The organism is Pseudomonas sp. Con_6 (assembly GCF_059379395.1).
In genome coordinates, this window is sequence record NZ_CM182011.1 from 6,023,833 (window position 1) to 6,047,598 (window position 23,766).

The window sequence follows — 23,766 nt, forward strand, 5'->3', positions numbered from 1 at the left end:
CGAGAACCCGCATGACTCAGTTGCCTTCGTCCCAGACCTCCCTCCTGGCCCGCGATGAGGGCTACTGGCAGCGCATCGCTGCGCAGTACGATGTCGAGCCCGGCCCGGTCAACCTGGAACACGGCTATTTCGGGCGCATGACCCGGGCCGTCACCCACGCCTACCACCAGCACATCGACACCATCAACCGCCTGAACTCGCTGCCGGTGCGCCAGCACTTCGAGCAGATCGGCAGCGTGGAAATCCGCGATGCCGTGGCCGGGCTGATCGGGGCGGCGCCGCAGTCCGTAGCCATCACCCACAGCGCCTCCGGCGCGCTGCAATCGATCCTGCGCAACTACAACCGTCTGCAGGCGGGCGACGAACTGCTGGTCAGCGACCTGGAATACGACAGCGTGCAGAACGCCATGGGCTGGCTGGCCCGTGACCGTGGCCTGGAGCTGATCACCCTGCGCCTGCCGCACCCGGCGACCTTCGAGAACATCGTGGACAGCTACCGCGACGCCTTCGTGCGCAACCCACGCATCCGCCTGATGGCACTGACCTGGGTGAACCACCGCACCGGGCTGGTGATGCCGGTGGAGGCCATCGCCCGCTGTGCGCGCGAACATGGCGTTGAGGTGGTGCTCGACGGCGCCCATGCACTGGGCCAGATCGAGGTCGACCTGGAACAGCTGGGTATCGAGCTGGCGGGCTTCAACCTGCAGAAATGGATCGGCGCGCCGTTGAGCCTGGGGGTCATCTACATTGCCCCGGGCAAGCTCGACGCGGTGGACGCGGACATGGGCGAGGTGCGTTATCCACAGGACGACATCCGCTCGCGGGCGCCCTATGGCACGCCAAACATCCCGGCGTGGATGACCTTGCCAACGGTGATCGAGGAGCACCGGGCCATGGGCGGGTCAGTGTTGAAGGGGGCGCGGCTGAATTATCTGCGCGATCTGTGGGTAAAGCCTGCGCGGGAGATCGCCGGCATCGAGGTGCTGACCCCGGATGATCCGCGGCTGTATTGCGGGATTACCTCGTTCCGCTTCACGCGGCATGCCGATCAGGTGGCGATGGCCAGGCGGTTGCTCGAGGAATTCAACCTGTTCACCGTGGCCCGGGATGGTTCGGCATGCGGGCCGTGCATTCGGGTGACGCCGGGGTTCGTGACGACGCCGGAAGAGGTCGGGTTGCTGGTGAAGGCTCTGGAGAAACTGGCCTGATTGTGTCGCTCTTCCGGGCCTCATCGCGGGCAACGCCCGCTCCCACAAGGACCGTGTACACCGCCGAAACCTGTGGGAGCGGGCGTTGCCCGCGATGAGGCCCCGGAGGTCTACCCCTTCACCGGCTGCACCACCAACTCCACCACCTCGCTCTTCTTGACCAGCGCATACACCACCCCGGTCAACAGGCTCCCGGCGACAATCGCCAGCAGATACAGCAAGGCATGGTTGATCGCATTCGGGATCAGCATGACGAACAGCCCGCCATGGGGCGCCATCAGCTTGCAGCCGAAGTACATCGACAGCGCCCCGGTCAGCGCGCCACCGGCAATGCTGGCCGGAATCACCCGCAGCGGGTCCTTGGCCGCGAACGGAATCGCGCCCTCGGAAATGAAGCACAACCCCAGCACCAACGCCGCCTTGCCCGCCTCACGCTCGCTCTGGGCGAACTTGCGCCGGGCCAGGAAGCTGGCGATGCCCAGGCCGATTGGCGGCACCATCCCGGCGGCCATGGTCGCGGCCATCGGCGCGTAGCTCTGCGAAGCCAGCAGGCCCACGGAAAACGCATAGGCCGCCTTGTTCACCGGCCCGCCAAGGTCGACGCACATCATCGCGCCAAGGACGATACCCAGCAGGATCGCGTTGGTGGTGCCCATGCTGTCGAGGAACTGGGTCAGCCCGGCCAGCAACCCCGCCACCGGCTTGCCCACCACGTAGATCATCACCAGTCCGGTGAACAGGCTGGCGAACAACGGAATCAGCAGGATCGGTTTCAGCGCCTCCAGGCTGGTCGGCAACTTCAGCCAGCGACTGATGGCCCTGGCGCTGTAGCCTGCGAGAAAGCCGGCGATGATGCCGCCGATGAAACCCGCGCCCAGGGTGCTGGCCAGCAAGCCGCCGATCATCCCCGGCGCCAACCCCGGCCGGTCAGCGATGGACCAGGCGATGTAACCCGCGAGCAACGGCACCATGAGCTTGAACGCCGCCTCGCCGCCGATCTGCATCAGCGCCGCAGGCAAGGTGCCCGGTTCCTTGAAGGCCTCGATACCGAAGACGAAGGACAAGGCGATCAGCAGACCGCCTGCCACCACCATCGGCAACATGAACGACACGCCGGTGAGCAGGTGCTTGTACACCCCGGTCTTCTCGCTGCGCGCCGCAGGCGCCTGGTCTGAGACGGACTGGCTTTCCTCGCGAGCCTCTGCAAGCGCCTTGGTCAGGGTCGCCTTGGCCTGCTTCAACGCCACGCCAGTGCCGCAGCGGTAGATGCGCTTGCCGGCGAAGCGCTCGGTGGGCACCTCGATATCGGCGGCCAACAACACCACGTCGGCCTCGGCGATGGCCGCGGTACTCAGCGGGTTGCGCGCGCCCACCGAACCCTGTGTTTCCACGCTGAGTTGCAGACCCATCTGCTGTGCTGCCACTTGCAAGGCTTCAGCAGCCATGAAGGTGTGGGCCACGCCGGTCGGGCAGGCGGTGACAGCGACGATCTTCTGCCCCACCGCCGCCACGCTGGGGGGGCGCGCCGCGTCCGGCTGGTACACCTCCGCGCACTTGGCCGCCTCCCGCAGGAAGTTATCCACATCCCCCAGCGCCTGGGCCGGGGTGCTCTGCAGCAGACGTTTGCCGGCAAAGCGCTGCAGGTCCAGCGGCACGCTACTGACCAGCAGTACCCAGTCCGCCTCGGCCAACGCCGCTGGCGACAACTGGCGCTCCGGGTGCGCCGGGTCATGCTGCTCGACGCAGGTGCTCCAGCCCAGGCGCTGCGCTGCGGCATCCAGCAGGCGCGCACTGATCACGCTGGACACCTGCCCGTTAGGGCAGGCGGTGATGATCGCGAGTTTCATTGGGCACCCTCTTGTTCTGCGTCGGGGTTGTGGATAAGTACGCCGGCTTCGAGCTGCGCCAGTTGCGCGCGGTCGTTGATACCGAAACCGATCTGGCTGACCGCCTGGGCGGCGATGGCTGTCGCGCGGCGCAGGGTCTGCGGCGCCGGCTCGGCGGCGAGCAGGCCGTGAAGCATGCCGGCCAACAACGAGTCGCCGGCGCCTACGGTGCTGGCGACGGTCACCTGCGGCGGCACACCTTGCAACAGGCCCGCGGCGCTGAACCAGTTGACGCCCTTCTCGCCCTGAGACACCACCACATGGGCAATGCCTTGGTCGAGCAGGCGTTGCGCCGCCTGACGCTGTTCGGCCAGGTCGAGCAGCGGCCGACCCACGGCTTCGCCCAGCTCCTCGGTGTTTGGCTTGATCAGCCACGGCGTGGCGCGCAAGCCGGCATCCAGGGCCGCGCCGCTGCTGTCGAAGGCGACCTTCAGGCCCAGTCCTTTCAGGCGTACAAGCAACTGTTCCAGCCATTCGGGCGTGATCCCGCGAGGCAGGCTGCCGGCCACCACCACCGCGTCATGTCCCGGCGCCAACTGGTCCAGGCGTTGCAGCAGCGCGTCGCGCGCCGCCTCGTCCACCTGCGGGCCCGGGCCATTGATATCGGTGACCTGGCCACCCGCCTCCACCAGCTTGATATTGCTGCGGGTCTCGCCGGGCACGCGGACAAAGCCGTCGACGAAGCCGCGCTGGCTGATCAACGCCTCGAACGGGCCGAGGTTATCCACACCCAGGAAACCGCTGACGCTAAGCTCGTGACCGAGATCGGCCAGCACCTGGGCCACGTTCAGGCCCTTGCCGGCAGCATGGCTGTGCTGCGCCGAAGCGCGGTTGACCGCGCCGGGACGCAGGGCGTCGAGGCTCACGGTGACGTCCAGCGCCGGGTTGAGGGTCAAGGTCAGGATCTTCGCCATCAGTGCATCTCCACCAGTGCCCGCACCTCGGCGGCACTGCCCAGGGCCAGCGCCTGTCGCGCCAGGCCACGGGCCTGTTCAATACTCAGCGCGCGCACCTGTGCCTTCACTTCGGCAATGCTGCGCGCCGCCACGCTCAACTCATCCACGTCCAGCCCGACCAGCAGCGGCACCGCCTGCGCATCCGCAGCCAGCTCGCCGCACACACCGACCCACTTGCCATGGGCATGGGCAGCACGCACGGTCATGTCGATCAGGCTTAGCACCGCCGGGTGCAGGCCGTCGGCCTGGGCCGAGAGGCTCGGGTGGCCACGGTCGATGGCCAGGGTGTACTGGGTCAGGTCGTTGGTGCCGACGCTGAAGAAGTCCACTTCCGCCGCCAATACCGGGGCCAGCAGGGCCGCCGAAGGGACTTCGATCATGATCCCCACCTGCAGATCGGCGACCGGGATTTCCTCCAGCAGCCGGTTGATCATGCGCCGCGCCTCGCGCCATTCCTCGACCTGGCCGACCATCGGGAACATGATCCGCAACGGCCTGTCCCCTGCCGCACGCAGCAAGGCGCGCAACTGGCTTTCCATGACCTTGGGCCGCTGCAGGGTCAGGCGGATGCCGCGCACGCCGAGGAAGGGGTTTTCTTCCTTGGCGATCGGCCAGTAAGGCAGGGGCTTGTCGCCGCCGACATCAAGAGTGCGCACCACCAGCGGCCGCCCGGCGAGCCCGTCGAGCACGCGGCGATACTCCGCTTCCTGGACGGCTTCGTCCGGCAATTGCGGGTGGGCCATGAAGATCAGTTCGGTGCGCAGCAGGCCGACGCCTTCGGCGCCCTGCGCCACCACCCTGTCGATCCCGGCGCTTTCGCCGATATTGGCGAACACTTCGACAGCGTGGCCATCGGTGGTGATGGCCGGTTCCAGGCGCCGGGCATCAGCGGCGCGCTGGCGTTCTACCCGCTGCTCGCGTTCGGCCAGGGCGTGGGCCAGGACCTCAATGGTCGGGTCGACGGTGATCCGGCCGCGCTGACCGTCGAGCAGCAGCGGCGTGCCAGAGGCGATCAGCAGCACGCCGTCGCCAGCACCGACTACGGCGGGAATGCCCAGCGCCCGCGCGACAATGGCACTGTGGGCGGTGGCGCCACCACGGGCGGTAAGAATGCCGGCCACTCGCGCCGGATCGAGGCGAGCCACGTCGGAGGGACCGACTTCAGCCATCACCAGTACGTAGGGTTGTGTCGGCTCAGGCGTCTCGCTGAGGCCACACAGTTGCATCAGCACGCGGCGACCGACATCCCTCAGGTCGGCGGCGCGCTCGGCGAGCAGGGTGTCTTGCAGCGATTCCTGCTGGCGCGCGGCGCTGTCGATCACCGCCAGCCAGGCCGCGGGAGCGCTTTCGCCCTGGCGCAGGCGCAACTCGACTTCCTCGGCCAGACCAGGGTCGGCGAGCATTTCCTGGTGGGTGATGAAGATCTCTCGGATCGCGCTGACGTCGCTACGCCGGATCAGTTCGTCGATATCGGCGCGGACCTGGTCCAGCGCCGTGCGCAGGCGCTGGCGCTCCACCGCGGGCGATTCACCGCGCAGCGGGTAGTCGAAGGTCTGCAGCAATTGCACATGGGCCGGGCCGCTGGCGATACCGGAAGCGGCCGCTACGCCCTGGATGATCGCGCCGGCCACCGGCTTCACCGGGATGATATCGGCCTCAGCCAGTTCCTCCGGCATCGGTGCCAATGGCGCGAGTGTCTCGACCTCCTCGCCGAGCCCGCCCTCCACCGCCCTGAGCAGCAGTGGCAGGGCTTCGGCGATCGCCGGCTCGACGCTGAATTCCAGCACCTGGCCGCGCCGCGCACCGAGGCTCAGCAGCTTGCTCAGGCTCTTCACCGAAACAGGCGTGCCGACGCTGTCGGCCAGACGCACACGCACCTCGCCGTCGAATTCCTTGGCCAGTTGCGCAAGGACCTTCGCCGGCCGCGCATGCAGGCCATGGGGGTTGCCCAGGGCGATGCGGGCGCTGGGCCAGTCGTCCGGCACCGCGCCGCCGAGCAGGGCGAGCACGCCATTCACCCCGGTGGCGCGCAGCAGTTCCTGGCCGCGACCTTCGATCAGCAGGGTGCACAGCCGATCCAGCAGAGCGTGCTGGGCATCGCCGTGGCTGGCCAGGCAGAACAGGCCGTTGAGCGGCTGACCGAGGTGGCGCAGCGGCTGCTGCGGGGTGACGAAGGCCAGGCCCGGCGCGCGGACCGACTGGTCGCAGGACAGCAGCCACAGGCCCTCGCCCAGCAGCAGCGGTTCGATCTGTTGCAGGCGTGCGCTGAAGCTGGCGTCCACGCATTCGGCACGGCGCAGCAGACGTGCGCCTTGCCAGAGCAGGTCGTCGTAATCGTCGGCGGAGACGCCCAGGCCGATGCTGCGCTCATCCAGCAGGATTTCCCGCGAGGCGCCTTGCAGCAGTTGCAACACCGCCTCGGCACTCTCGGCGCCACGCAGGGCGTCGGCCAGGTCCGCTTCGCCGAGGGCGCGGGTCAGTTGCTGGAGCAGGCGCAGGTGTTCGTCGGAGCGGGCGGCGATGGCAATCGCCAGGTAGACGATCTGTCCGTCACCCCAATCCACCCCGGCGGGGAACTGCATCAGGCGCACGCCGGTGGCGAACACCTGGTCGCGGGTCTGCGGCGTGCCATGGGGAATGGCGATGCCCTGGCCGAGGTAGGTCGAACCTTGGGCTTCCCGCGCCTGCAGGCCGGCCAGGTAACCCTCGGCCACCAGGCCATCCTCGACCAGCCGGGCTGCCAACAGGCCCAGGGCGGCGGTTTTATCCACAGCCACCTGACCCAGGGCAATTTGCGCCGTGGTGAATTCGAGCATCGTCCTCTCCTTTTGCAACGCCGGGGCGGCGCCGAGGTATTGTTGTGTGGTTACAAGCATAGGGCCAGTACTTGTCTGATCCTTTGGCACGCCCAAGCTGCGGCAGAAAAATAGCGTGCTGAAACGATTAATCTGAAAATGAAGAGCACGTTACTCGATAACCTGTGAACAAAGAAGTCCTTTCGTGTCGGACAATTGCGACAATGGTCGCCTGCGCCCCCGGCACAGGATCGGCGACAATGACCGGTCAGGCTTCGCGCCCGCCCTGGCATATAACAAGGAAAATCTGGTGAAACTCAGCGATATAGCCCGTCTGGCCGGTGTCTCCGTGACCACCGCCAGCTACGTCATCAACGGCAAGGCCGAGCAGCAACGCATCAGCAATGCGACTGTGGAGCGTGTCCGCGCTGTGGTCGAAGCCCATGGCTTCACCCCCAACCCGCAGGCAGCCGGCCTGCGCAGCCGGCACACCCGGACGCTCGGCTTCATTCTTCCCGACCTGGAAAACCCCAGCTACGCGCGCATCGCCAAGCAGCTCGAACAGGGTGCACGGGCTCGTGGCTACCAGTTGCTGATCGCCAGCAGCGACGACCAGCCGGACAGCGAGCGCCAGTTGCAGCAGCTGTTCCGCGCACGGCGCTGCGATGCGCTGTTCGTCGCCAGTTGTCTGCCTCCGAACGATGACAGCTACCGCGAGTTGCAAGCCAAGGGCCTGCCGATCATCGCCATCGACCGCACCATGGACTCGAAGGTGTTCTGCTCGGTGGTCAGCGATGACCAGCCGGCCAGCCTGGAGCTGACCCGCAGCCTGCTGGAACTGCAGCCGGCGAACATCGCCCTGATCGGCGCCCGTCCGGAACTGAGCGTCAGCCAGGCCCGTGCCAGCGGATTCGACCAAGCCCTGCATGCGTTCAACGGCAAGGTCAGCCAGTACCAGGGCGACGCCTTCAGCCGTGAATGCGGGCGCCAGTTGATGAGCGAGCTGCTGGCCGAGCAGGGACGCCTGCCGGATGCCCTGGTGACCACCTCCTATGTGCTGCTGCAAGGTGTGTTCGACGTACTCTCGACCCGTCCGGCGGACTCGCGCGCGCTGCACCTGGGCACCTTCGGTGATACCCAACTGCTCGACTTCCTGCCGCTGCCGGTCAACGCCATGGCCCAGCAACACGGCCTGATCGCCGAGACCGCGCTGGAACTCGCCCTCGCCGCCGTGGAACAAAAGCAGTACCAGCCGGGCATCCATGCCGTGGCGCGAACCTTCAAGCAGCGGATCTTCAAGGGCTGACATGCGCCTGATCGACACCCACACCCACCTCGACTTCCCCGACTTCGACGCCGACCGCCGCGAACTGCTGGCGGCGGCGCGGGCCGGTGGAGTGGAGAAGATGGTGGTGTTGGGGGTGTACGAGGCCAACTGGCAGCGGGTCTGGGATCTGGTCAAAGCCGAACCGGGGTTGTACGCGGCGTTCGGGCTGCATCCGGTGTATCTCGACGATCATCAGCCAAGGCATATTGATGCGCTGGGTGACTGGTTGTCGCGCTGCCACGGCGATCCGCAGTTGTGCGCGGTGGGTGAGTTCGGCCTGGATTACTATCTGGAAGCGCTCGATCGCGAACGGCAGCAGGCGCTGTTCGAGGCACAGTTGCGGTTGGCGAAGGACTTCGCCTTGCCGGCGCTGCTGCACGTGCGGCGCAGTCATGCGGCGGTGATCGCCACCCTGAAGCGCTTCAAGCTGGAGCGTGGCGGGATCATCCATGCCTTTGCCGGCAGCTACGAGGAAGCGCGGGAGTACATCAAGCTGGGCTTCCGCCTGGGGCTGGGCGGTGCCGCCACCTGGCCGCAGGCGCTGCGCCTGCACAAGGTGCTGCCGCGCTTGCCGCTGGACAGCGTGGTGCTGGAGACCGATGCGCCGGACATGGCACCGGCGATGTATCCGGGGGTGAGGAACAGCCCGGTGCATTTGCCGGAGATTGCCGGGGCGTTGGCGGGGATCATGGGGATCAGCGTTGAAACACTGACCGAAGCCAGTACCCGCAATGCCTGTGGATTGTTTGGTTGGAAGTAGCGAGACGAAACAAACCTTGTGGGAGCGAGCTGGCTCGCGAATGGGCGCGAAGCGGCCATAAAACCTGCGTCCTCGGTGTGCCAGTCAAACCCGGAACGCCCCGATCAACTGCTTCAGTTCCATCACCTGCGAACTCAGTTGCCGGCTGGCATCCTCGGTCTGGTGCGCTCCTTGGGTGGTGTGCTCCGCCGCGCGATTGATCTGCACGATGTTCTGATCGATGTCATGGGCCACCGCCGTCTGCTGTTCCACCGCCGCAGCGATCTGCTGGTTCTGGTCGACGATCATGCCGATGGCCCCGAGAATGTTTTCCAGCGCCTGCTGCACCTGCTGCGACTGGTTCACCGTGCCCGCCGCCATCTGGTGACTGCTGTCCATCGCCCGCACCGCCGCGCCAACCCCGTTCTGCAGGCGCGAGATCATCTCGTCGATTTCCCCGGTGGACTGCTGGGTGCGCTTGGCCAGGGTGCGCACTTCGTCCGCCACCACCGCGAAGCCGCGGCCCTGCTCGCCGGCCCGGGCCGCCTCGATGGCGGCGTTGAGTGCCAGCAGGTTGGTCTGCTCGGCGATGCTCTTGATCACTTCCAGCACCCGGCTGATGGCCTGGCTGTCACTGACCAGTTGGTTGATGACCGCCACCGACTGATCGATCTCCTTGGCCAGCCCGGCGATGCTGCCCTGTTGCGATTCCACCAGGCCACGCCCGGTAACCGTCTCCTGATTGACGCTATGAGCGCTGCTCACCGCCGCCGCCGCGCTGCGCGCCACTTCCTGGGCGGTGGCGGACATCTGATTCATCGCCGTAGCGACCTGCTCGATCTGCCCGCGCTGACCGCTCACGGCCTGGTTGCTGCGCGACGAGACCTGGTGCACCTGGTCGGCCTGGCGCTCCACTTCGCTGACGGTCTGGCCGACCTTCTCGATCAGGTCATGGATGCGCTGCACCGTACCATTGAACATCTGCCCCAGCTCGCCCAGTTCGTCGCGGCTCTGCACCTGGTAGCTGACGGTCATGTCCCCCCCCGCCACCTTGTCCATCACCTCGCCGAGGCTGTTGAGAGTGTTGCGGGTCGAAGCGTAGAAGCCGCTGTACAGGTAGACCACGAGGAAGAACACGCTGGCCAGCGCCACCACCAGCAGGATCATATGGCTGCGATATTCGCCGAGGCGCCCTTGCAGTTGCTGGTCGAGGAAGGCCACGGTGTCTTCGTTGAGGGTGTAGGTACGCGCCATCAGATCGCTGGTCTGCTTGTAGAAAGTCGCCCACGGCGCATCAAGGGTTTCCGCCACCACCACCTGGCTTTCGAACAGCTCGGCTGCCTGTTTCAGCGACGCCTGGCTGGCGGCAGCCTGGCTGCCCAAGCGGACTTCGGCCTGGCGATCACCGGCCAGGGCTTCCTGGATTTTCAAGGCATAGTCGGCGGAGAGCTTGTCCAGCTTCAGCAGCAGGTCTTCGAAACGGGTGCTGGCGGTGGAATTGATAAAGCCCTGGCCGAGGGAATAGGCGCCCATGGCGCGGCCTTCGCCGAGCGTCTGGGTGACTTGCGGGGTGACGGTGGTGACCAGGTCGGTCAGTTGGCGCATGGCACCGTCGACATCCTGGTTCAGGCCGGACTGACTGGCCACCAGCCGTGGCAGGTTCTGCGCCGGGGTTTGCAGCTTGTCGAACAGCGCCACCTGGGCCAGCAGCGACGATTCGCCCAGCGCCGCGCGCAGAGCGTTGAGCAGTTCATCGCGCTTGTCGGTGAAGGCCTTGGCCAGTGCCTCGTCGTCGTGCACCGGTTGCAGTGCGGAAAGTTTCGCCTGCACCTGCTGGCCGAGGCTGGCGATACGTGCCTCGACATCCTCGGCCTTGCCCGACTGACCGAGCACGGCGTTGATCTGCACCAGATTGCCGAGGGTTTCCAGATCGCCACGCACGCCCAAGGCACCGCGCAGCAGATCAAGGCTCTGCAGCTCGATGCGGGTGGCGTTGAACTTGGCGTAGGAATCACGGACCAGATAGAAGTTGGTCACCAGCATGGGCAGGAAGAACAGGACGCTGATCAGGCTGAACTTCATGCCGAAACTCAGGCGGTTCATCAGCGCAATGGCCGGACGCAACAGGCTCTTCACTGGTCGTCTCCTTCGATTTCTTATTGTTGTCCGGCGCAATGGCAGTTAGCCATTGGCGACGCTCCTGCACTTGTATAGCGCATATCGAAGGAGGGCTTTGTAACTTAAGGTAAATGACTTGGTGGTCATTTGTTGGGCCCTGTGAACCTGCTCCCACAGGGCCCTGCCAGGTCAATGATTCAACCCAACACGGTCCAAAGGGCAAAGAACGCATACCACAGCACCGCCGAGCGCAGCAGCAGTTCCCAGAGCTTGTCCAGCCCCGCCAAGCCTTCTTCACCCGCCGGCGCTGTCGCCGGCAACTCCGCCGCCGCATGCCCGGCAATATTGATCAGCCGCGGCGCCGCGATATGCCAGTTGAGCAGCTCATGCAGCATCACCCGGCTGACCGCGACAAAATTGCCGACCAACGCGAAACTCGCCGCCAGCACCCGCACCGGCGCCCAGTCGAAGGCATGCCGCAGTTGCCGGGCGCGTTCCTGCACCGCCGGGTTGCGCGCGTTGTCAGCAGCCAGCGCCAGCAGGCGATAGGCCAGCGCGGCCGCGGGCCCCAACAGCACATACCAGAAGATCACCACGAAGAAACTCTGGCACGCATCCCACAGCAGGTGACCCTGAACCTTGTGCAACAGGCTCTGCTCGTCATCGGCGATCACCTTCAGGTCGCGCTCGGCCACATGCACCGCGGCCTGCTCGTCGCCACGCCGCCAGGCATCGCGGAACGGCCCAAGGGTGGCTTTCACGTCGCCGCGACCGAGACTGTAGATCAGCACCAGCAAATGCACCGGCAAGGCCAGCAACCCGTAGGCCACCGGGTCCAGCACATGCAGGAGCAGGGCCAGTAGCGCCACCGGGGCCAGCACCACGACCGCCAGGACCCACCACGGCCCGGTCTTGCCCGTGCGCTCAAGGCGCGCCAGTTCAGCAAGGAAAAAACCATCACGCTGCAGGCGTACGCGCAGGGCAGAGAATTTCTCCACCCAGAGCACCAGCAGCAACACCAGAAAAGTCATCGATCAATTCTCCTTGTCCCGCAGGGTGGCGCGGTAACGGGCCCAGTCGAACGCGGGCCCTGGATCGGTCTTGCGCCCTGGGGCGATATCGCTGTGGCCGCAGATGCGCTCGCCCTCGAGGGCCGGCCACGCCGCGCGCAACTGCCGGGTCAGGCACTCCAGTGCCTGGTACTGGGCATCGCTGTAGGGCAGGTCGTCGGTGCCTTCCAGCTCGATCCCGAGGGAAAAATCGTTGCACGCCTCGCGCTCGCCAAAACGCGACACGCCGGCATGCCAGGCACGATCGAGGCAGGAGACGAACTGGGTGACCTTGCCGTCGCGCTCGATCAGGAAATGAGCGGACACCCGCAGGTCCTTGATGGTCTCGAAGAAGGGGTGTTCGGCCGGGTCGAGGCGGTTCTGGAAGAACGCCTGGACCTTGCCGGTGGCGAACTGCGCGGGCGGCAGGCTGATGTTATGGATCACCAGCAGGGCGATCGCTTCGCCTTCCGGGCGCGCGTTGAAATTGGGGGACGGGCAATGGGTGACGCCAGAAAACCAGCCAGTGGTGCGATCCAGCTGCATAGAAAGTCCTGAAACACGGGGGACACCGCACCAGTATGCCCCGAGCCGACCGGCGCTGTATCGTTAAAAAGTGTGAGATCAGCCGCGTTCACGGCGCAGTTGGCTGACCACGGAGTCAAGCGCACGGTCGAACAGCAGGCTGTCATCGAGCAGACTCACATCACCGCGCTGCAGCGCCACTGCCAGGCCCATGGCAGTCCATTCGCGCACTTTCATGCCGTTACGGTTGACGAAGACATAGCGATCGCTGTCGTCGAACAGGGCGATCAGCTTGCAGCGCAGCGGTTCATCGTCCTCGTGCAGCTCGATCCAGTTGCCGGCCTGGAGGCCTCGCACGCTGAGCAGTTCCGGGGCATCCTCGGCCAGGTGCCGGTCGCTGTCATTGGCGGGACAGTCTTCCGGGCCGCGCAGGATGATTTCATCACGCACCAACACCCGCTCGATGCCCGCCTGCACCTCACCCCGCGCCCCCGCTGGCTCGAAGGCACCAAGGTGCAACGCCTCCAGGGCGGAGAAGAACTCACTGGTAGCGAAGGGATCGAATACCGCACCGCCCAACCCGTCACGCAAGGCCTTGAGCAACGCCGGCACCTGCTCCAGCAGGCGCTGACGCTCCTCCGGCCGCTCCAGCGGACCGACGCTCCACAGCAGCTCATCCATCGTCAGCAGGGCGTCACGCCATGCCGTTGAGGTTTCACCGTGCTTGAGCCAGGCCAGCAACAGCACCTGGCTCCAGGCATCTTCCAGCACCCGCACGACGATACGCGGCAGTTGCTTGCCCTGCAGGCGCCGGTTGAGTTCGTGCTGGACCCGGCCCCGAGCGTGCTCGGTGCGGGCGCGGCCTTCCTCGGCGTCGCGGGTGCGCTGCTCGAGCAACTCGGCGCGGCGGCGCTCGTCGTTGTTGAAGGCAAGGAAGTCGTTGAGCAGTTCGCTGAAGATCGCCGGGTCGTCGCTGAAGTCGTCGAGCAGGCGTTGCACCAGGGTGTCGACATGCTGATAGAGGCTGTCGCGCTGCTGGTCATCGCGCTTGTCCCAGCCCATCGCAGCCGCAGCCACCTCGTTGAGCAGGCGTCGCGCCGGATGGGTGGCGCGGCTGAAGAAGCGCTTGTCCAGCAACGCCACCTTGAGCATGGGGATCTGCAGGCGACCAATCAGTACCCGCAGGGAATGGGGCAGGTTGCGGTCGTCGAGGATGAAATCGAAGAGCATGGTGATCAGGTTGATCACGTCCTCGTCGCTGGCATCGATGCGCCGGCCGCTGCCACTTTGCACACTGAGACGGGTCAGCAGTTGTTCGAGGTGGTGGCGCAGGTCGAAGTCTTCGTGCTCAAGCCCCGCAGGCACGTACTGTTGCAGGTGGGTCAGCAGGCGCAGCAGGTCGCGGCTGCTGATCGGCCGCAGCGGGGCGCTGCCAAGGCGCGGGTTGAGGCGCCCGCGCACCGGGCGCAGCAGCGATTGCAGGGAAGAGAACACCGCCTGTGTATTGGCATCCACTTCCGGGCTGGCGCTGCTGTCGTCGGTCTCGTTGGCGGGCACCCGGGTTTCCAGGACCGCACGGTCCTGGGACCGGCGCAGCGGCAAGGCCTTGAGCTCGGGGAGAATACCCGTGGCGGCCAACAACTGGTTGGCTTCGCCATACAGCTGGTCGGCCTCGCGCAGGACGTAGCGCTCGAACAGCTTGAGCAGGATCAGCTTGACCTTGATGCCCACACCCAGGCTGCGCCCGGCACGCAGGAAGTATTCGCAAAGCAGGGTCGGCCCCAGAGGGTTGTTCTGGTCGCTCAGATGCTGTTGCAGCAGGCTGTTCAAGCGCTGTGTCAGTTGGCCGAGGGCGAAACCGTCGCGAGCCAGGACCCGGGCGACCATGCCATCCACCGCCACGGTGCGCTCCAGCTCGTCGCTGGCCACCAGACTCAGGGTGTCATGGGCCGGGGTGCGGGCCGGCAGGGCGGCCAGCGGATCGCCGTGTCCAACTTCCATGAAGGCCGCGTAGAAACTGTCGAGAAAGCCACGCTCGATGCTCTTGCGCTTGTGCCGCAGGTCGCGCATGGCTTCGAACAGCAGGTTCTGTTCCTTGCTGGTGGCGGCCTTGTCGGCCATTTCGAAAAGGGTGTCGTCGGCGTTGTCGAACAGCACCTGGAGCGCCTGGCGCAACTGCAACGCGGCTTTGTCACGCACATGCAGCAAGGCGACCGGCAGACGAGCGAGGGGCGTCAACGACGCCTGGCTGGCGACGCTGCGAAAGGGCAGCACCTTCCCGTCGTTATGCATCCCGGTCTCCTTGCAGGGGGGTCATCTCAAACTCGTCAAAACCATGACGTCAAATAGTGGTCGCGCATTATCTTGAAATTATTTCCTGTTCGCCAGAGGGGCAATGCGCGGAACGCCAGCGCTGGGTAGACCCCGTTCCGAGCAAAACGCTCAACTTTCCCGACCAAAGGCGCGCAATAGACGCAGCGCCCGCCGGCTACTGCGCGCACGCCCCTGCCTGCCCTATAATCCCGGCCACTTAGCTTGTGGAGCTTGTCATGCCGAACCTACGCCTCGCCGATCTGACCGCCGAAATCGAAGCCAACGTGCGCCGTGCGTTGCTGGAAGATGTCGGCAGCGGCGACATCACCGCGCAACTGATCCCCGCCGAACGCCTGGCCAAGGCCACCATCATTACCCGCGAGGACTGCGTCATCGCCGGGACGGCGTGGGTCGACGCGGTCTTCCGCCAGCTCGATCCGCGGGTGGCGGTGCACTGGCAGGTCCAGGACGGCGACCGCGCCGTCGCCAACCAGGCGCTGTTCCACCTGGAAGGCCCGGCCCGTTCGCTGCTGACCGGCGAGCGCAGTGCGCTGAACTTCCTGCAACTGCTGTCCGGCGTGGCCACCCGCGCGCAATTCCTTGCCGATCAGGTCGCCGATACCCAGGTGCGCCTGCTCGACACCCGCAAGACCTTGCCCGGCCTGCGCCTGGCACAGAAATACGCGGTCACCTGCGGTAGCTGCCATAACCACCGCATCGGCCTGTTCGATGCTTTCCTGATCAAGGAAAACCATATAGCGGCCTGCGGCGGCATCGCCGAAGCCATCGCTGCCGCGCGGCGCATCGCCCCGGGCAAGCCGGTGGAGGTCGAGGTGGAAAGCCTGGACGAGCTGCAGCAGGCGCTCAATGGTGGGGCAGACATCATCATGCTCGACGAGTTGAGCCTGGATGAGATGCGTGAAGCGGTACGCCTGACCGCCGGCCGCGCCAAGCTGGAAGCCAGTGGCGGGATCAATGAAAGTACGCTGCGGGTGATCGCCGGGACCGGGGTGGACTACATCTCGATCGGGGCGATGACCAAGGATGTGAAGGCAGTGGACCTGTCGATGCGCCTGAGCCTCTGATAAATCTCAAAATCGACGCGAACCCTGTGGGAGCGGGTTCACCCGCGATTGCGATAGTGAATTCACCACCGTAATCGCGGGTGAGCCCGCTCCCACAAGGGCCGCGTTGCGCTTTGGAATGTCGTAATCCGACAGCCCCAAGCCGCAATCGCATCAATTCCCCCGCCTCCCCTCGCGTTAAGGTAGCCCCGCCGGCCCGCCTGAGCCGGCCCATGAGCACACGCGTAGAGGCACGTAACCTTGAAGCGGCCCTGATTTCCCCGTCGCTGCTTCGTCTCTGCCTTCAATGGACCGAACAACAAGAGCAGAGACATATGTCGAGCCTGAACGAACCCGGCAGCGGCCAGCTGTCCAACGGTTTCAAACCCCGTCACGTCACCATGCTGTCCATCGCCGGGATCATCGGCGCCGGACTCTTCGTCGGGAGCGGCCACGCCATCGCCGCCGCCGGCCCCGCCGTGATCCTCGCCTACCTCGTCGCCGGTACCCTGGTGGTGCTGGTGATGCGCATGCTCGGAGAAATGGCCGTAGCCAACCCCGACACCGGCTCCTTCTCCACCTATGCGGAGAAAGCCATCGGCCCCTGGGCCGGCTTCACCATCGGCTGGCTGTACTGGTGGTTCTGGGTGCTGGTGGTGCCCATCGAGGCGCTGGCGGCCGGGCATATCCTCAACCAGTGGTTTCCCTTGATCGACAGCTGGATCTTTGCCCTGGCCTCGGTCGTCCTGTTGAGCATCACCAACCTGTTTGGCGTGTCGAAGTATGGCGAGTTCGAGTTCTGGTTCGCCTTGCTCAAGGTAACCGCCATCATCCTGTTCATCGGCTTCGGCGCTGCCGCCCTCACCGGCTGGGTGCCGAACCACGAAGGCAGCGGCCTGTTCAACCTGATGGAGCAACACGGCGGCTTCGCCCCCAACGGCATGACCGCCGTGGTCGGCGCCTTTATCACCATCATGTTCAGCTTCATCGGCACCGAGTCGGTGACCATCGCCGCTGCCGAATCCGGCGAGCCCTCGCGCAACATTGCCAAGGCCACCCGCTCGGTGATCTGGCGCATCGGCGTGTTCTACCTGCTGTCGATCATGGTGGTGATTTCCGTGGTGCCGTGGAGCGACCCGCAACTGGCAACGGTCGGCTCCTACCAGCGCGCCCTGGAACTGCTGCAGGTGCCCCACGCCAAGCTGATCGTCGACCTGGTGGTGCTGGTGGCGGTGACCAGTTGCATGAACTCGTCGATCTACATCGCCTCGCGCATGCTCTACTCCCTGTCCCGTCGCGGCGATGCACCGACGGCGACCGCGCGCACCTCGGGTAACGGCGTGCCGCGCAATGCCGTGCTGGTCACGGCTTTCGTCGGTGCCTTCATTTCCGCCCTCAACCACTTCGCCCCGGCGAGCCTGTTCGACTTCCTGCTCTCCAGTTCCGGCGCCATCGCTCTTTTGGTGTACCTGGCCATCGCCATTTCCCAACTGCGCATGCGCCGCCGCCATGGCGAAGCCCTGGCCCTGAAGATGTGGCTGTTCCCGTGGCTGACCTACGGCGTGATCCTGTTCATTTCCGCAGCGTTGGCGGTACTGCTGTTCACCCCGGACCATCGCGCCGAGGCAACCAGCACGCTGATGCTGGCGATGGGCGTGTCGCTGGTAGGGATCGTGATCTGTCGCAAGCGCGGCAAGGAAGGACTGGCGGGGCTGAAACGCGCGTACTGAAGACCCGCGAGAAAAGAAAAACCGCGAAGAGCCAACAAGGCCCTTCGCGGTTTTTTCGGTCAGAACGAAGCGTTCGCCAGACCGTCGAGGTAACGCTCGGTGTCCAGTGCGGCCATGCAGCCGGCACCGGCCGAGGTGATCGCCTGGCGGTAGACGTGGTCGGCCACGTCGCCAGCGGCGAACACGCCTTCGATGTTGGTGGCGGTGGCGTTGCCTTCACGGCCGCCCGCTACAACCATGTAGCCGTCCTTCAACTCCAGTTGGCCTTCGAACAGCGAGGTGTTCGGGGTGTGCCCGATGGCGATGAACACGCCGTCGACCTTGATCTCGTCGAAGCTGCCGTCATTGTTCTTCAGGCGCGCACCGGTGACACCCATGTTGTCGCCCAGGACTTCATCCAGGGTGGCGTTGAGCTTGAGCTCGATCTTGCCTTCGGCAACCCGGGCATGCAGCTTGTCGATCAGGATCTTCTCGGCGCGGAAGGTATCGCGGCGGTGGATCAGGGTCACCTTGCTGGCGATGTTGGCCAGGTACAGCGCTTCTTCAACAGCAGTGTTGCCACCACCGACCACGGCGACCGGCTTGTTGCGATAGAAGAAACCGTCGCAGGTGGCGCAGGCGGACACGCCCTTGCCCATGAACGCTTCTTCCGAAGGCAGGCCCAGGTAACGGGCGCTGGCGCCGGTGGCGATGATCAATGCGTCGCAGGTGTAAGTGCCGCTGTCGCCCTTGAGGGTGAACGGCTTCTGCTGCAGCGCGACTTCATTGATGTGGTCGAAGACGATTTCGGTCTCGAAACGCTCGGCGTGTTCCTGCATGCGCTGCATCAGCGCCGGGCCGGTCAGGCCATGGGGATCGCCCGGCCAGTTGTCGACTTCGGTGGTGGTGGTCAGCTGGCCGCCAGCCTGCATGCCGGTGATCAGCAGCGGCTTGAGGTTGGCACGGGCAGCATAGACCGCTGCGCTGTAACCGGCAGGGCCGGAACCGAGGATGATGACGCGAGAATGACGTACTTCGGACATGACACGCTCCTGTCGGGCTGGCGCTTGCTGTCCAGCCCGGTGACACCGGGATCGCCGGTGAAATTAAAAAAGAACCCGCAAGGCCTTGGGGAAGGCCTGTGGCTGCGGGTTCTGAAAACCGTTGCAGCGAGGCCTTACAGGCGCTTGGCATTTTCCGCCAGGTAATCAGCGACGCCCTGAGCGTTCGCCTTCATGCTTTGCTGGCCTGGTCGCCAGCCGGCGCGGCAGACTTCGCCATGTTGCTCGTTAAATTGCAAGGCCGCATCGAACTCCAGGGCGGGCTCGCTGACCAGAATGCTCATGGGAACTCCTTGAGAACCGTGGATTCGAAGCCGTTGAAACAGGATGGGCGCACTTTAACCAGCGGCCAAAGATTAAGGAAATATCCTTAAACAATCTACCTTATAGACTGGCTCTATACAGGCCTACCTGGTGCCGGGGTTTTCCTATGAGCGTCCTGTTTCAAGATTTGTTACACCCCGTTTCGCCGCCCCCGCGCGGCTTTAATCGTGCCGGCAAACTCGGTAAGGTCGGCGCGTTTTCCCTCCCTCGGAGCCCTCTATGCAAGCCCCTGTTCTATCCGGCCCGCAATACCTGCGCGAAGGCCTGAAGCTGGTCCTCAGTCCCGGGCTGCGCCTGTTCGTGCTGTTACCCCTGGCAATCAACCTGCTGCTGTTCGTCGGCCTGGTGTACCTGGCCGGACATCAGTTCGCTCTATGGGTCGACGCGCTGATGCCGACCCTGCCCAGCTGGCTGAGCTTCCTCACCTGGATCCTCTGGCCGCTGTTCGTGGCGCTGGTGGCGCTGATGGTGTTCTTCACCTTCACCATGCTGGCAAACATCATCGCCGCGCCGTTCAACGGCTTCCTTTCGGAGAAGGTGGAAGTGGTGGTGCGCGGCAAGGACGACTTCCCGCCCTTCAGCTGGGGCGAACTGGTGGCGATGGTGCCGCGCACCTTCGGCCGCGAGATGCGCAAGCTCGGCTACTTCGCGCCGCGGGCGCTGGGGTTGTTCATCCTGTCGTTCGTCCCGGTGGTCAACGTCGTCGCCGCGCCGCTGTGGCTGCTGTTCGGTATCTGGATGATGGCGATCCAGTACATCGACTACCCGGCGGACAACAACAAGATGAGCTGGCAGGACATGCTCGCCTGGCTGCGCCAGAAGCGCTGGCAATCGCTGGGCTTTGGCGGCATCACCTACCTGGCGTTGCTGATTCCCTTCGTCAATATCCTGATGATGCCGGCGGCGGTGGCCGGGGCCACGTTGTTCTGGGTGCGAGAGCGCGACGGGCGCTGATCACCAGCGCAGCAGGCGCGGCCCCAGGGCCGCGCCGACCAGGGTCGGCACCAACATCCCCAGCAGGTACCAGATGCCCCAGAACGGCACGCCCATCTCCGGGCAGTGCAGGCAATAGGCGAGGGTCGCTGTCGCCCCTGCCAGCAAGCCGCCCGCTGCACCCGCCTGGCGCAGGCGGGTCGGTGCCAGGCCGCGCAGGGCCCAGAACACCGCAACGAACACCGGCAACGAGAGCAGCGCGATGTTGAACGCGCAGGTACGCCAGGTACGACCGAAGATCAGGTCCGCGCGAGCGTCCGGCGCGGCACCGGCCAGGCTCAGCAGCGCGCCCAGCCAGACCAGCAAAAGCGGCAGGCCCAGCAAGGCCCACGCCGCCCCGCCCTTCACCCCCGGCCGCGACAGGCGTCGATTCAACCAGATCGCCAGCAGCGCCAGACTCCCCGGCAAGGCCACCTTGGCCCAGAACAATGGCGTGCGCGACACTTCGGCGATATCGGGACGCACGCCGTAAAGCACCATGGTCAGTAGCAAGGCCGCGAGACCGCCGCCAAGCAAGGCGATGCCCATGCGCCGCAGCAGCACATGACGGTCCACCGGTCCTTCGCCGCTGGCCAGCAGGTCGATCAGTTCATCGGTCTTCATCGTTACCCTTACCTCGAATCAAGCCCGCCAGCGCCTTCAGCCCGCGGTGGATGCCAACCTTGACCGCCGAGCTGGACAGCCCGGTGAGCTGCGCCGTTTCCTCCACCGACAGGCCCTCGACCTTGACGTGGACGATGGGCAGGCGCTGCTTGTCGGGCAACTGCTGAAGCAGCTTGCCCAGATCACGACTGGCCGACATCGCTTCCTCGTCGCCCTCATCGAACAGTTCGCTGTCGTCGTCCAGCGGCTCGTGCAACGCGCCGCGGCGGGCATGCCCGCGGAAATGATCGGCCAGCTTGTAGCGGGCGATGGCCTGTACCCAGACGGTCAGAGGCTGTTCCGCATGGTAGGTGTGGCGGGCATTGTGCACCGCCAGCAGCACCTCCTGCAGCAGGTCCTCGATGGCGTCCGGGCGCTGCGCCAGACGACGGCGCAGAAAGCCGCGCAAGTGGTTCGTCAGCGCACCGAGGAATTCGCGGTAAGCCGCCGCGTCGCCGTCCATGCCGCGTAGCAGCAAGGCTTGCAGTTGCGCCTCGCGCTCGCTCAGTACGTCCTGTGAAGTAGTTCGCTGCATCGGCCGCCCGGGTTACACCCATGATGAAATTTCCTTCGCGGCATTACCTTAGGAGGCTGGCGAAAAAACCTCAAAAAATTTTCTCCGGGCTGTAACCGTTCGCCGCACGCCGGCGAACTACTCCACGAGCCACCGGTAAACCGCCATGGCCACCCCCTCTCGTGGAGACTGCATCATGAAAAACCTGACCCTCGCTACCGCCGCACTGGCTCTTGCCGCACTGGCTGGCCATGTCATGGCTGACGACATGAAAACCCCGGCAGACCAGGGCGCCGCCATGGAGAAATGCTACGGCGTGGCCATGGCCGGCAAGAACGACTGCAAGGCTGGCGCCGGTACCACCTGCGCCGGCACGGCGAAGAAGGACTATCAGGGCAATGCCTGGAAGAACGTACCCGCCGGTACCTGCACCTCGATCAAGACGCCCACCGGCATGGGCTCGCTGACCCCGCTGAAGTCCTGATCCGGAGCACCGGCCATGAACAGGTACGACCGATTGGGCGCCGGTCTCGGGTTGAAGGCGGAACACTACGCCGAGGCCTGGGATTGCAACGCCGAGGGCCTGTGGTTCGAGGTCCATCCGGAGAACTACATGGTCGGCGGCCCGCGGCGGGCCTGGCTGCAGCGGATCGGCGAACGCCATCCGCTGTCGCTGCACGGCGTTTCGCTGTCGCTGGCGGCGGATTCCAGGCCAGACCTCGAACACCTGCGCCGCCTGCGCGAGCTGGTGGACCTGGTCAACCCGGCGCTGGTGTCCGAGCACCTGGCCTGGTCGGCCTGGCGCGGCAGCTATCACCCGGACCTGCTGCCCTTTCCACGAACCGACGAGGCGCTGTCGCGCATCGTCGACAACATCCAGCGCACCCAGGAGGCTCTGGGTAGACGTATCGCCGTGGAAAACCCGAGCCACTACCTGCGTCTGGACGGGCATACCTGGGACGAGATCGATTTTCTCGTCGAACTCACCCGGCGTACCGGCTGCGCGCTGCTGCTGGACGTCAACAACGTACATGTCAGCGCCCACAACCTCGGCTATGACGCCAGCGAATGGCTGCGGCGGATGCCTGCCGCGACCATTGCCGAGATCCACCTGGCGGGCTTCAGTCCCGACGAGGCCGGCAGCCTGCTGATCGACTCCCATGCCGCGGCCGTCGCCGAGCCGGTGTGGGAGCTGTACCGGCAACTGATCGAGCGCATCGGTCCGCGTCCCACACTGATCGAGCGCGACGACGCCATTCCGGCGTTCGCCGAACTGCTGGCCGAACGCGATATCGCCCAGCACATCCTCGCGGAGAATCAGCCATGAACCTCGGTCAATTCCAGGACGCCTTCGTCGAAGCGCTCTATCAACGCCCTGCCCCGGCCCTGGCCGATCTGAGCGCGCAACCGGCCTTCGCCGTGTACCGCAACACCGTGCTCAAGGGCTGCGTTGACGCCCTGTGCGCCAACTTTCCCGCAGTCGAGCGGCTGGCCGGCACGCCCTGGCTGCGCGCGGCAGCCAGCGACTACGCACTGCGCTCGCCACCCGCCGACGCACGCCTAGTCCATTACGGCGCGGCCTTCCCGGCGTTCCTCGACGAGCTGGAGAACCTCGATGAATGGCCGTGGCTGGCGGACGTCGCGCGGCTGGATCACGACTGGCTGATGGCCTTCTGCGCGCCGGACGAAGCGGTCCTGACCCTGGCTGCATTGGCGGGCTCGACCGCCAGCGACCTGGGCAACCGCTGCCTTGTCCCACGGTGCGGCGCGCGCTGGCGCTGGTTCGAGACGCATCCGGTGTACAGCCTCTGGCAGCACGGCCGCGACAGTCTGGAGTGGAGCGACGACATCCCCTGGCACGGCGAAGGCGCGCTGCTGGTCGGCGGTCCCGCGGGTGTCAGTCACCAGCCGCTGGAACAAGGTGGTTGTGCGTTTCTCGAAGCCTGCGCCGGCGGTCACAACCTCGACCACGCCTCGAAACTGGCCCTGCAAGTGCAGGCCAATCTCGACTTCACCGACCTGCTCGGCCGCCTGTTGCGCGCCGGCGTCTTTCTCGCCCTCGAATGAAGGAGCCTGTCATGGATATCGCCCGTTCGCCGTCACGTTCGCTGTACAACCCACTGGTCGACGCCGTGCAGCGCCTGCTGGGCGAATCCCTGTTGTGCCTGGTGGCACGCCTGGGGATCGCCGCGGTGTTCTTCATGTCCGGGCGGACCAAGGTCGAAGGGTTCCTGACCCTGACACCAAGTACGTTCGAGCTGTTTCGCACCGAGTATGTGTTGCCGCTGATTCCACCGCACATCGCGGCCTACCTGGCGACCTATGCCGAGCATCTGTTTCCGCTGTTGCTGGTGCTCGGGCTGTTTACCCGGGGCGCGGCGCTGGCGCTGCTGGGGATGACCCTGGTGATCGAGATCTTCGTGTATCCGGATGCGTGGCCGACGCATCTGTCGTGGGCGGGGTTGCTGTTGCTGCTGGTGGCGCGGGGTGGCGGGGCATGGTCGCTGGATCGGGTGCTGGGGATCCGCTGAATCAAGGTTGCT

General features: G+C 65.5%; 20 protein-coding genes and 2 pseudogenes. 10 read left to right on the forward strand and 12 right to left on the reverse strand.

Annotation, left to right across the window (positions count from 1 at the left end; all coding sequences use genetic code 11):
* Positions 1–11 precede the first annotated feature (11 nt).
* Positions 12–1,208 (forward strand): aminotransferase class V-fold PLP-dependent enzyme, encoded by a 1,197-nt coding sequence (locus tag AC5QPF_RS27215; RefSeq protein WP_494960729.1) that lies wholly within the window; start codon positions 12–14, stop codon positions 1,206–1,208.
* A 110-nt stretch (positions 1,209–1,318) separates the two neighbouring features.
* Here AC5QPF_RS27215 and AC5QPF_RS27220 read toward each other — a convergent pair whose 3' ends face one another.
* From AC5QPF_RS27220 to ptsP, 3 genes are read right to left on the reverse strand one after another with little or no spacing between them, the layout of a single operon-like run.
* The gene (locus AC5QPF_RS27220) at positions 1,319–3,055 is read right to left on the reverse strand and encodes a PTS fructose-like transporter subunit IIB (protein WP_494960730.1); all 1,737 of its coding nucleotides are present in this window, start codon (positions 3,053–3,055) and stop codon (positions 1,319–1,321) included.
* Positions 3,052–4,008 (reverse strand): 1-phosphofructokinase, encoded by a 957-nt coding sequence (gene pfkB / locus AC5QPF_RS27225; RefSeq protein WP_494960731.1) that lies wholly within the window; start codon positions 4,006–4,008, stop codon positions 3,052–3,054. Before pfkB ends, AC5QPF_RS27220 begins: the two co-directional genes overlap by 4 nt.
* Entirely contained in the window at positions 4,008–6,866 is a 2,859-nt protein-coding gene (ptsP, locus tag AC5QPF_RS27230; RefSeq protein WP_494960732.1) for a phosphoenolpyruvate--protein phosphotransferase, read from the reverse strand. Before ptsP ends, pfkB begins: the two co-directional genes overlap by 1 nt.
* 289 nt (positions 6,867–7,155) lie before the next feature.
* On the opposite strand from ptsP, the gene cra reads away from it, so the two are divergent.
* Together cra and AC5QPF_RS27240 are read left to right on the forward strand one after the other, a co-directional pair.
* On the forward strand, positions 7,156–8,151 hold the full coding sequence (cra, locus tag AC5QPF_RS27235) for a catabolite repressor/activator (RefSeq protein WP_494960733.1): 996 nt from the start codon (positions 7,156–7,158) through the stop codon (positions 8,149–8,151).
* Position 8,152: 1 nt separating this feature from the next.
* A complete protein-coding gene (locus AC5QPF_RS27240) occupies positions 8,153–8,932 on the forward strand; it encodes a TatD family hydrolase (RefSeq protein WP_494960734.1) in 780 nt (259 codons plus the stop codon).
* Positions 8,933–9,016: 84 nt separating this feature from the next.
* Here the strand turns inward: AC5QPF_RS27240 and AC5QPF_RS27245 are convergent, their stop codons facing one another.
* The 5 genes and pseudogenes from AC5QPF_RS27245 to AC5QPF_RS27265 all read right to left on the reverse strand — a co-directional run bounded on the left by AC5QPF_RS27245 (position 9,017) and on the right by AC5QPF_RS27265 (position 14,895).
* Entirely contained in the window at positions 9,017–9,946 is a 930-nt protein-coding gene (locus tag AC5QPF_RS27245) for a methyl-accepting chemotaxis protein (RefSeq protein WP_494964259.1), read from the reverse strand.
* Positions 9,920–11,014 (reverse strand): annotated as a pseudogene (locus AC5QPF_RS27250) (methyl-accepting chemotaxis protein); the annotation flags it as partial. The pseudogene AC5QPF_RS27250 and the gene AC5QPF_RS27245, both read right to left, overlap by 27 nt.
* A 212-nt stretch (positions 11,015–11,226) precedes the next feature.
* Positions 11,227–12,060 carry a regulatory signaling modulator protein AmpE gene (gene ampE / locus AC5QPF_RS27255; protein ID WP_494960735.1) on the reverse strand — a complete coding sequence of 278 codons (834 nt, stop codon included), beginning with the start codon at positions 12,058–12,060 and terminating at the stop codon, positions 11,227–11,229.
* Positions 12,061–12,063: 3 nt separating this feature from the next.
* Positions 12,064–12,624: a 1,6-anhydro-N-acetylmuramyl-L-alanine amidase AmpD gene (gene ampD / locus AC5QPF_RS27260; RefSeq protein ID WP_494960736.1), complete on the reverse strand. Its 561-nt coding sequence runs from the start codon at positions 12,622–12,624 to the stop codon at positions 12,064–12,066.
* Between the two features lie 78 nt (positions 12,625–12,702).
* Positions 12,703–14,895, reverse strand: coding sequence for a DUF1631 family protein (locus tag AC5QPF_RS27265; protein WP_494960737.1), 2,193 nt, complete (start codon positions 14,893–14,895; stop codon positions 12,703–12,705).
* Positions 14,896–15,152: 257 nt separating this feature from the next.
* On the opposite strand from AC5QPF_RS27265, the gene nadC reads away from it, so the two are divergent.
* Positions 15,153–16,001, forward strand: a complete 849-nt coding sequence (nadC, locus tag AC5QPF_RS27270) for a carboxylating nicotinate-nucleotide diphosphorylase (RefSeq protein ID WP_494960738.1) — start codon at positions 15,153–15,155, stop codon at positions 15,999–16,001.
* 314 nt (positions 16,002–16,315) lie between these two features.
* Positions 16,316–17,710: an amino acid permease gene (locus AC5QPF_RS27275; RefSeq protein ID WP_494960739.1), complete on the forward strand. Its 1,395-nt coding sequence runs from the start codon at positions 16,316–16,318 to the stop codon at positions 17,708–17,710.
* 59 nt (positions 17,711–17,769) lie between these two features.
* Here the strand turns inward: AC5QPF_RS27275 and trxB are convergent, their stop codons facing one another.
* The gene (trxB, locus tag AC5QPF_RS27280) at positions 17,770–18,732 is read right to left on the reverse strand and encodes a thioredoxin-disulfide reductase (protein WP_494960740.1); all 963 of its coding nucleotides are present in this window, start codon (positions 18,730–18,732) and stop codon (positions 17,770–17,772) included.
* 134 nt (positions 18,733–18,866) lie between these two features.
* Positions 18,867–18,992, reverse strand: a pseudogene (locus AC5QPF_RS27285) (peroxiredoxin); the annotation flags it as partial.
* A 301-nt stretch (positions 18,993–19,293) separates the two neighbouring features.
* Here AC5QPF_RS27285 and cysZ point away from each other — a divergent pair.
* Positions 19,294–20,028, forward strand: coding sequence for a sulfate transporter CysZ (cysZ, locus tag AC5QPF_RS27290; protein ID WP_494960741.1), 735 nt, complete (start codon positions 19,294–19,296; stop codon positions 20,026–20,028).
* Here the strand turns inward: cysZ and AC5QPF_RS27295 are convergent, their stop codons facing one another.
* On the reverse strand, positions 20,029–20,670 hold the full coding sequence (locus AC5QPF_RS27295; RefSeq protein WP_494960742.1) for an NrsF family protein: 642 nt from the start codon (positions 20,668–20,670) through the stop codon (positions 20,029–20,031). It lies immediately after the preceding gene.
* The gene (locus AC5QPF_RS27300; RefSeq protein WP_494960743.1) at positions 20,657–21,244 is read right to left on the reverse strand and encodes a sigma-70 family RNA polymerase sigma factor; all 588 of its coding nucleotides are present in this window, start codon (positions 21,242–21,244) and stop codon (positions 20,657–20,659) included. The genes AC5QPF_RS27295 and AC5QPF_RS27300 overlap by 14 nt, the downstream gene beginning before the upstream one ends.
* Positions 21,245–21,419: 175 nt before the next feature.
* Between AC5QPF_RS27300 and AC5QPF_RS27305 the strand changes: the two genes are divergently transcribed.
* From AC5QPF_RS27305 to AC5QPF_RS27320, 4 genes are read left to right on the forward strand one after another with little or no spacing between them, the layout of a single operon-like run.
* Positions 21,420–21,707, forward strand: a complete 288-nt coding sequence (locus tag AC5QPF_RS27305; protein WP_494960744.1) for a BufA1 family periplasmic bufferin-type metallophore — start codon at positions 21,420–21,422, stop codon at positions 21,705–21,707.
* Positions 21,708–21,722: 15 nt separating this feature from the next.
* A complete protein-coding gene (gene bufB / locus AC5QPF_RS27310) occupies positions 21,723–22,550 on the forward strand; it encodes an MNIO family bufferin maturase (RefSeq protein WP_494960745.1) in 828 nt (275 codons plus the stop codon).
* Positions 22,547–23,290, forward strand: a complete 744-nt coding sequence (locus tag AC5QPF_RS27315; RefSeq protein ID WP_494960746.1) for an HvfC/BufC family peptide modification chaperone — start codon at positions 22,547–22,549, stop codon at positions 23,288–23,290. The genes bufB and AC5QPF_RS27315 overlap by 4 nt, the downstream gene beginning before the upstream one ends.
* Before the next feature lie 11 nt (positions 23,291–23,301).
* Positions 23,302–23,754: a DoxX family membrane protein gene (locus tag AC5QPF_RS27320; RefSeq protein WP_494960747.1), complete on the forward strand. Its 453-nt coding sequence runs from the start codon at positions 23,302–23,304 to the stop codon at positions 23,752–23,754.
* Positions 23,755–23,766 lie beyond the last annotated feature (12 nt).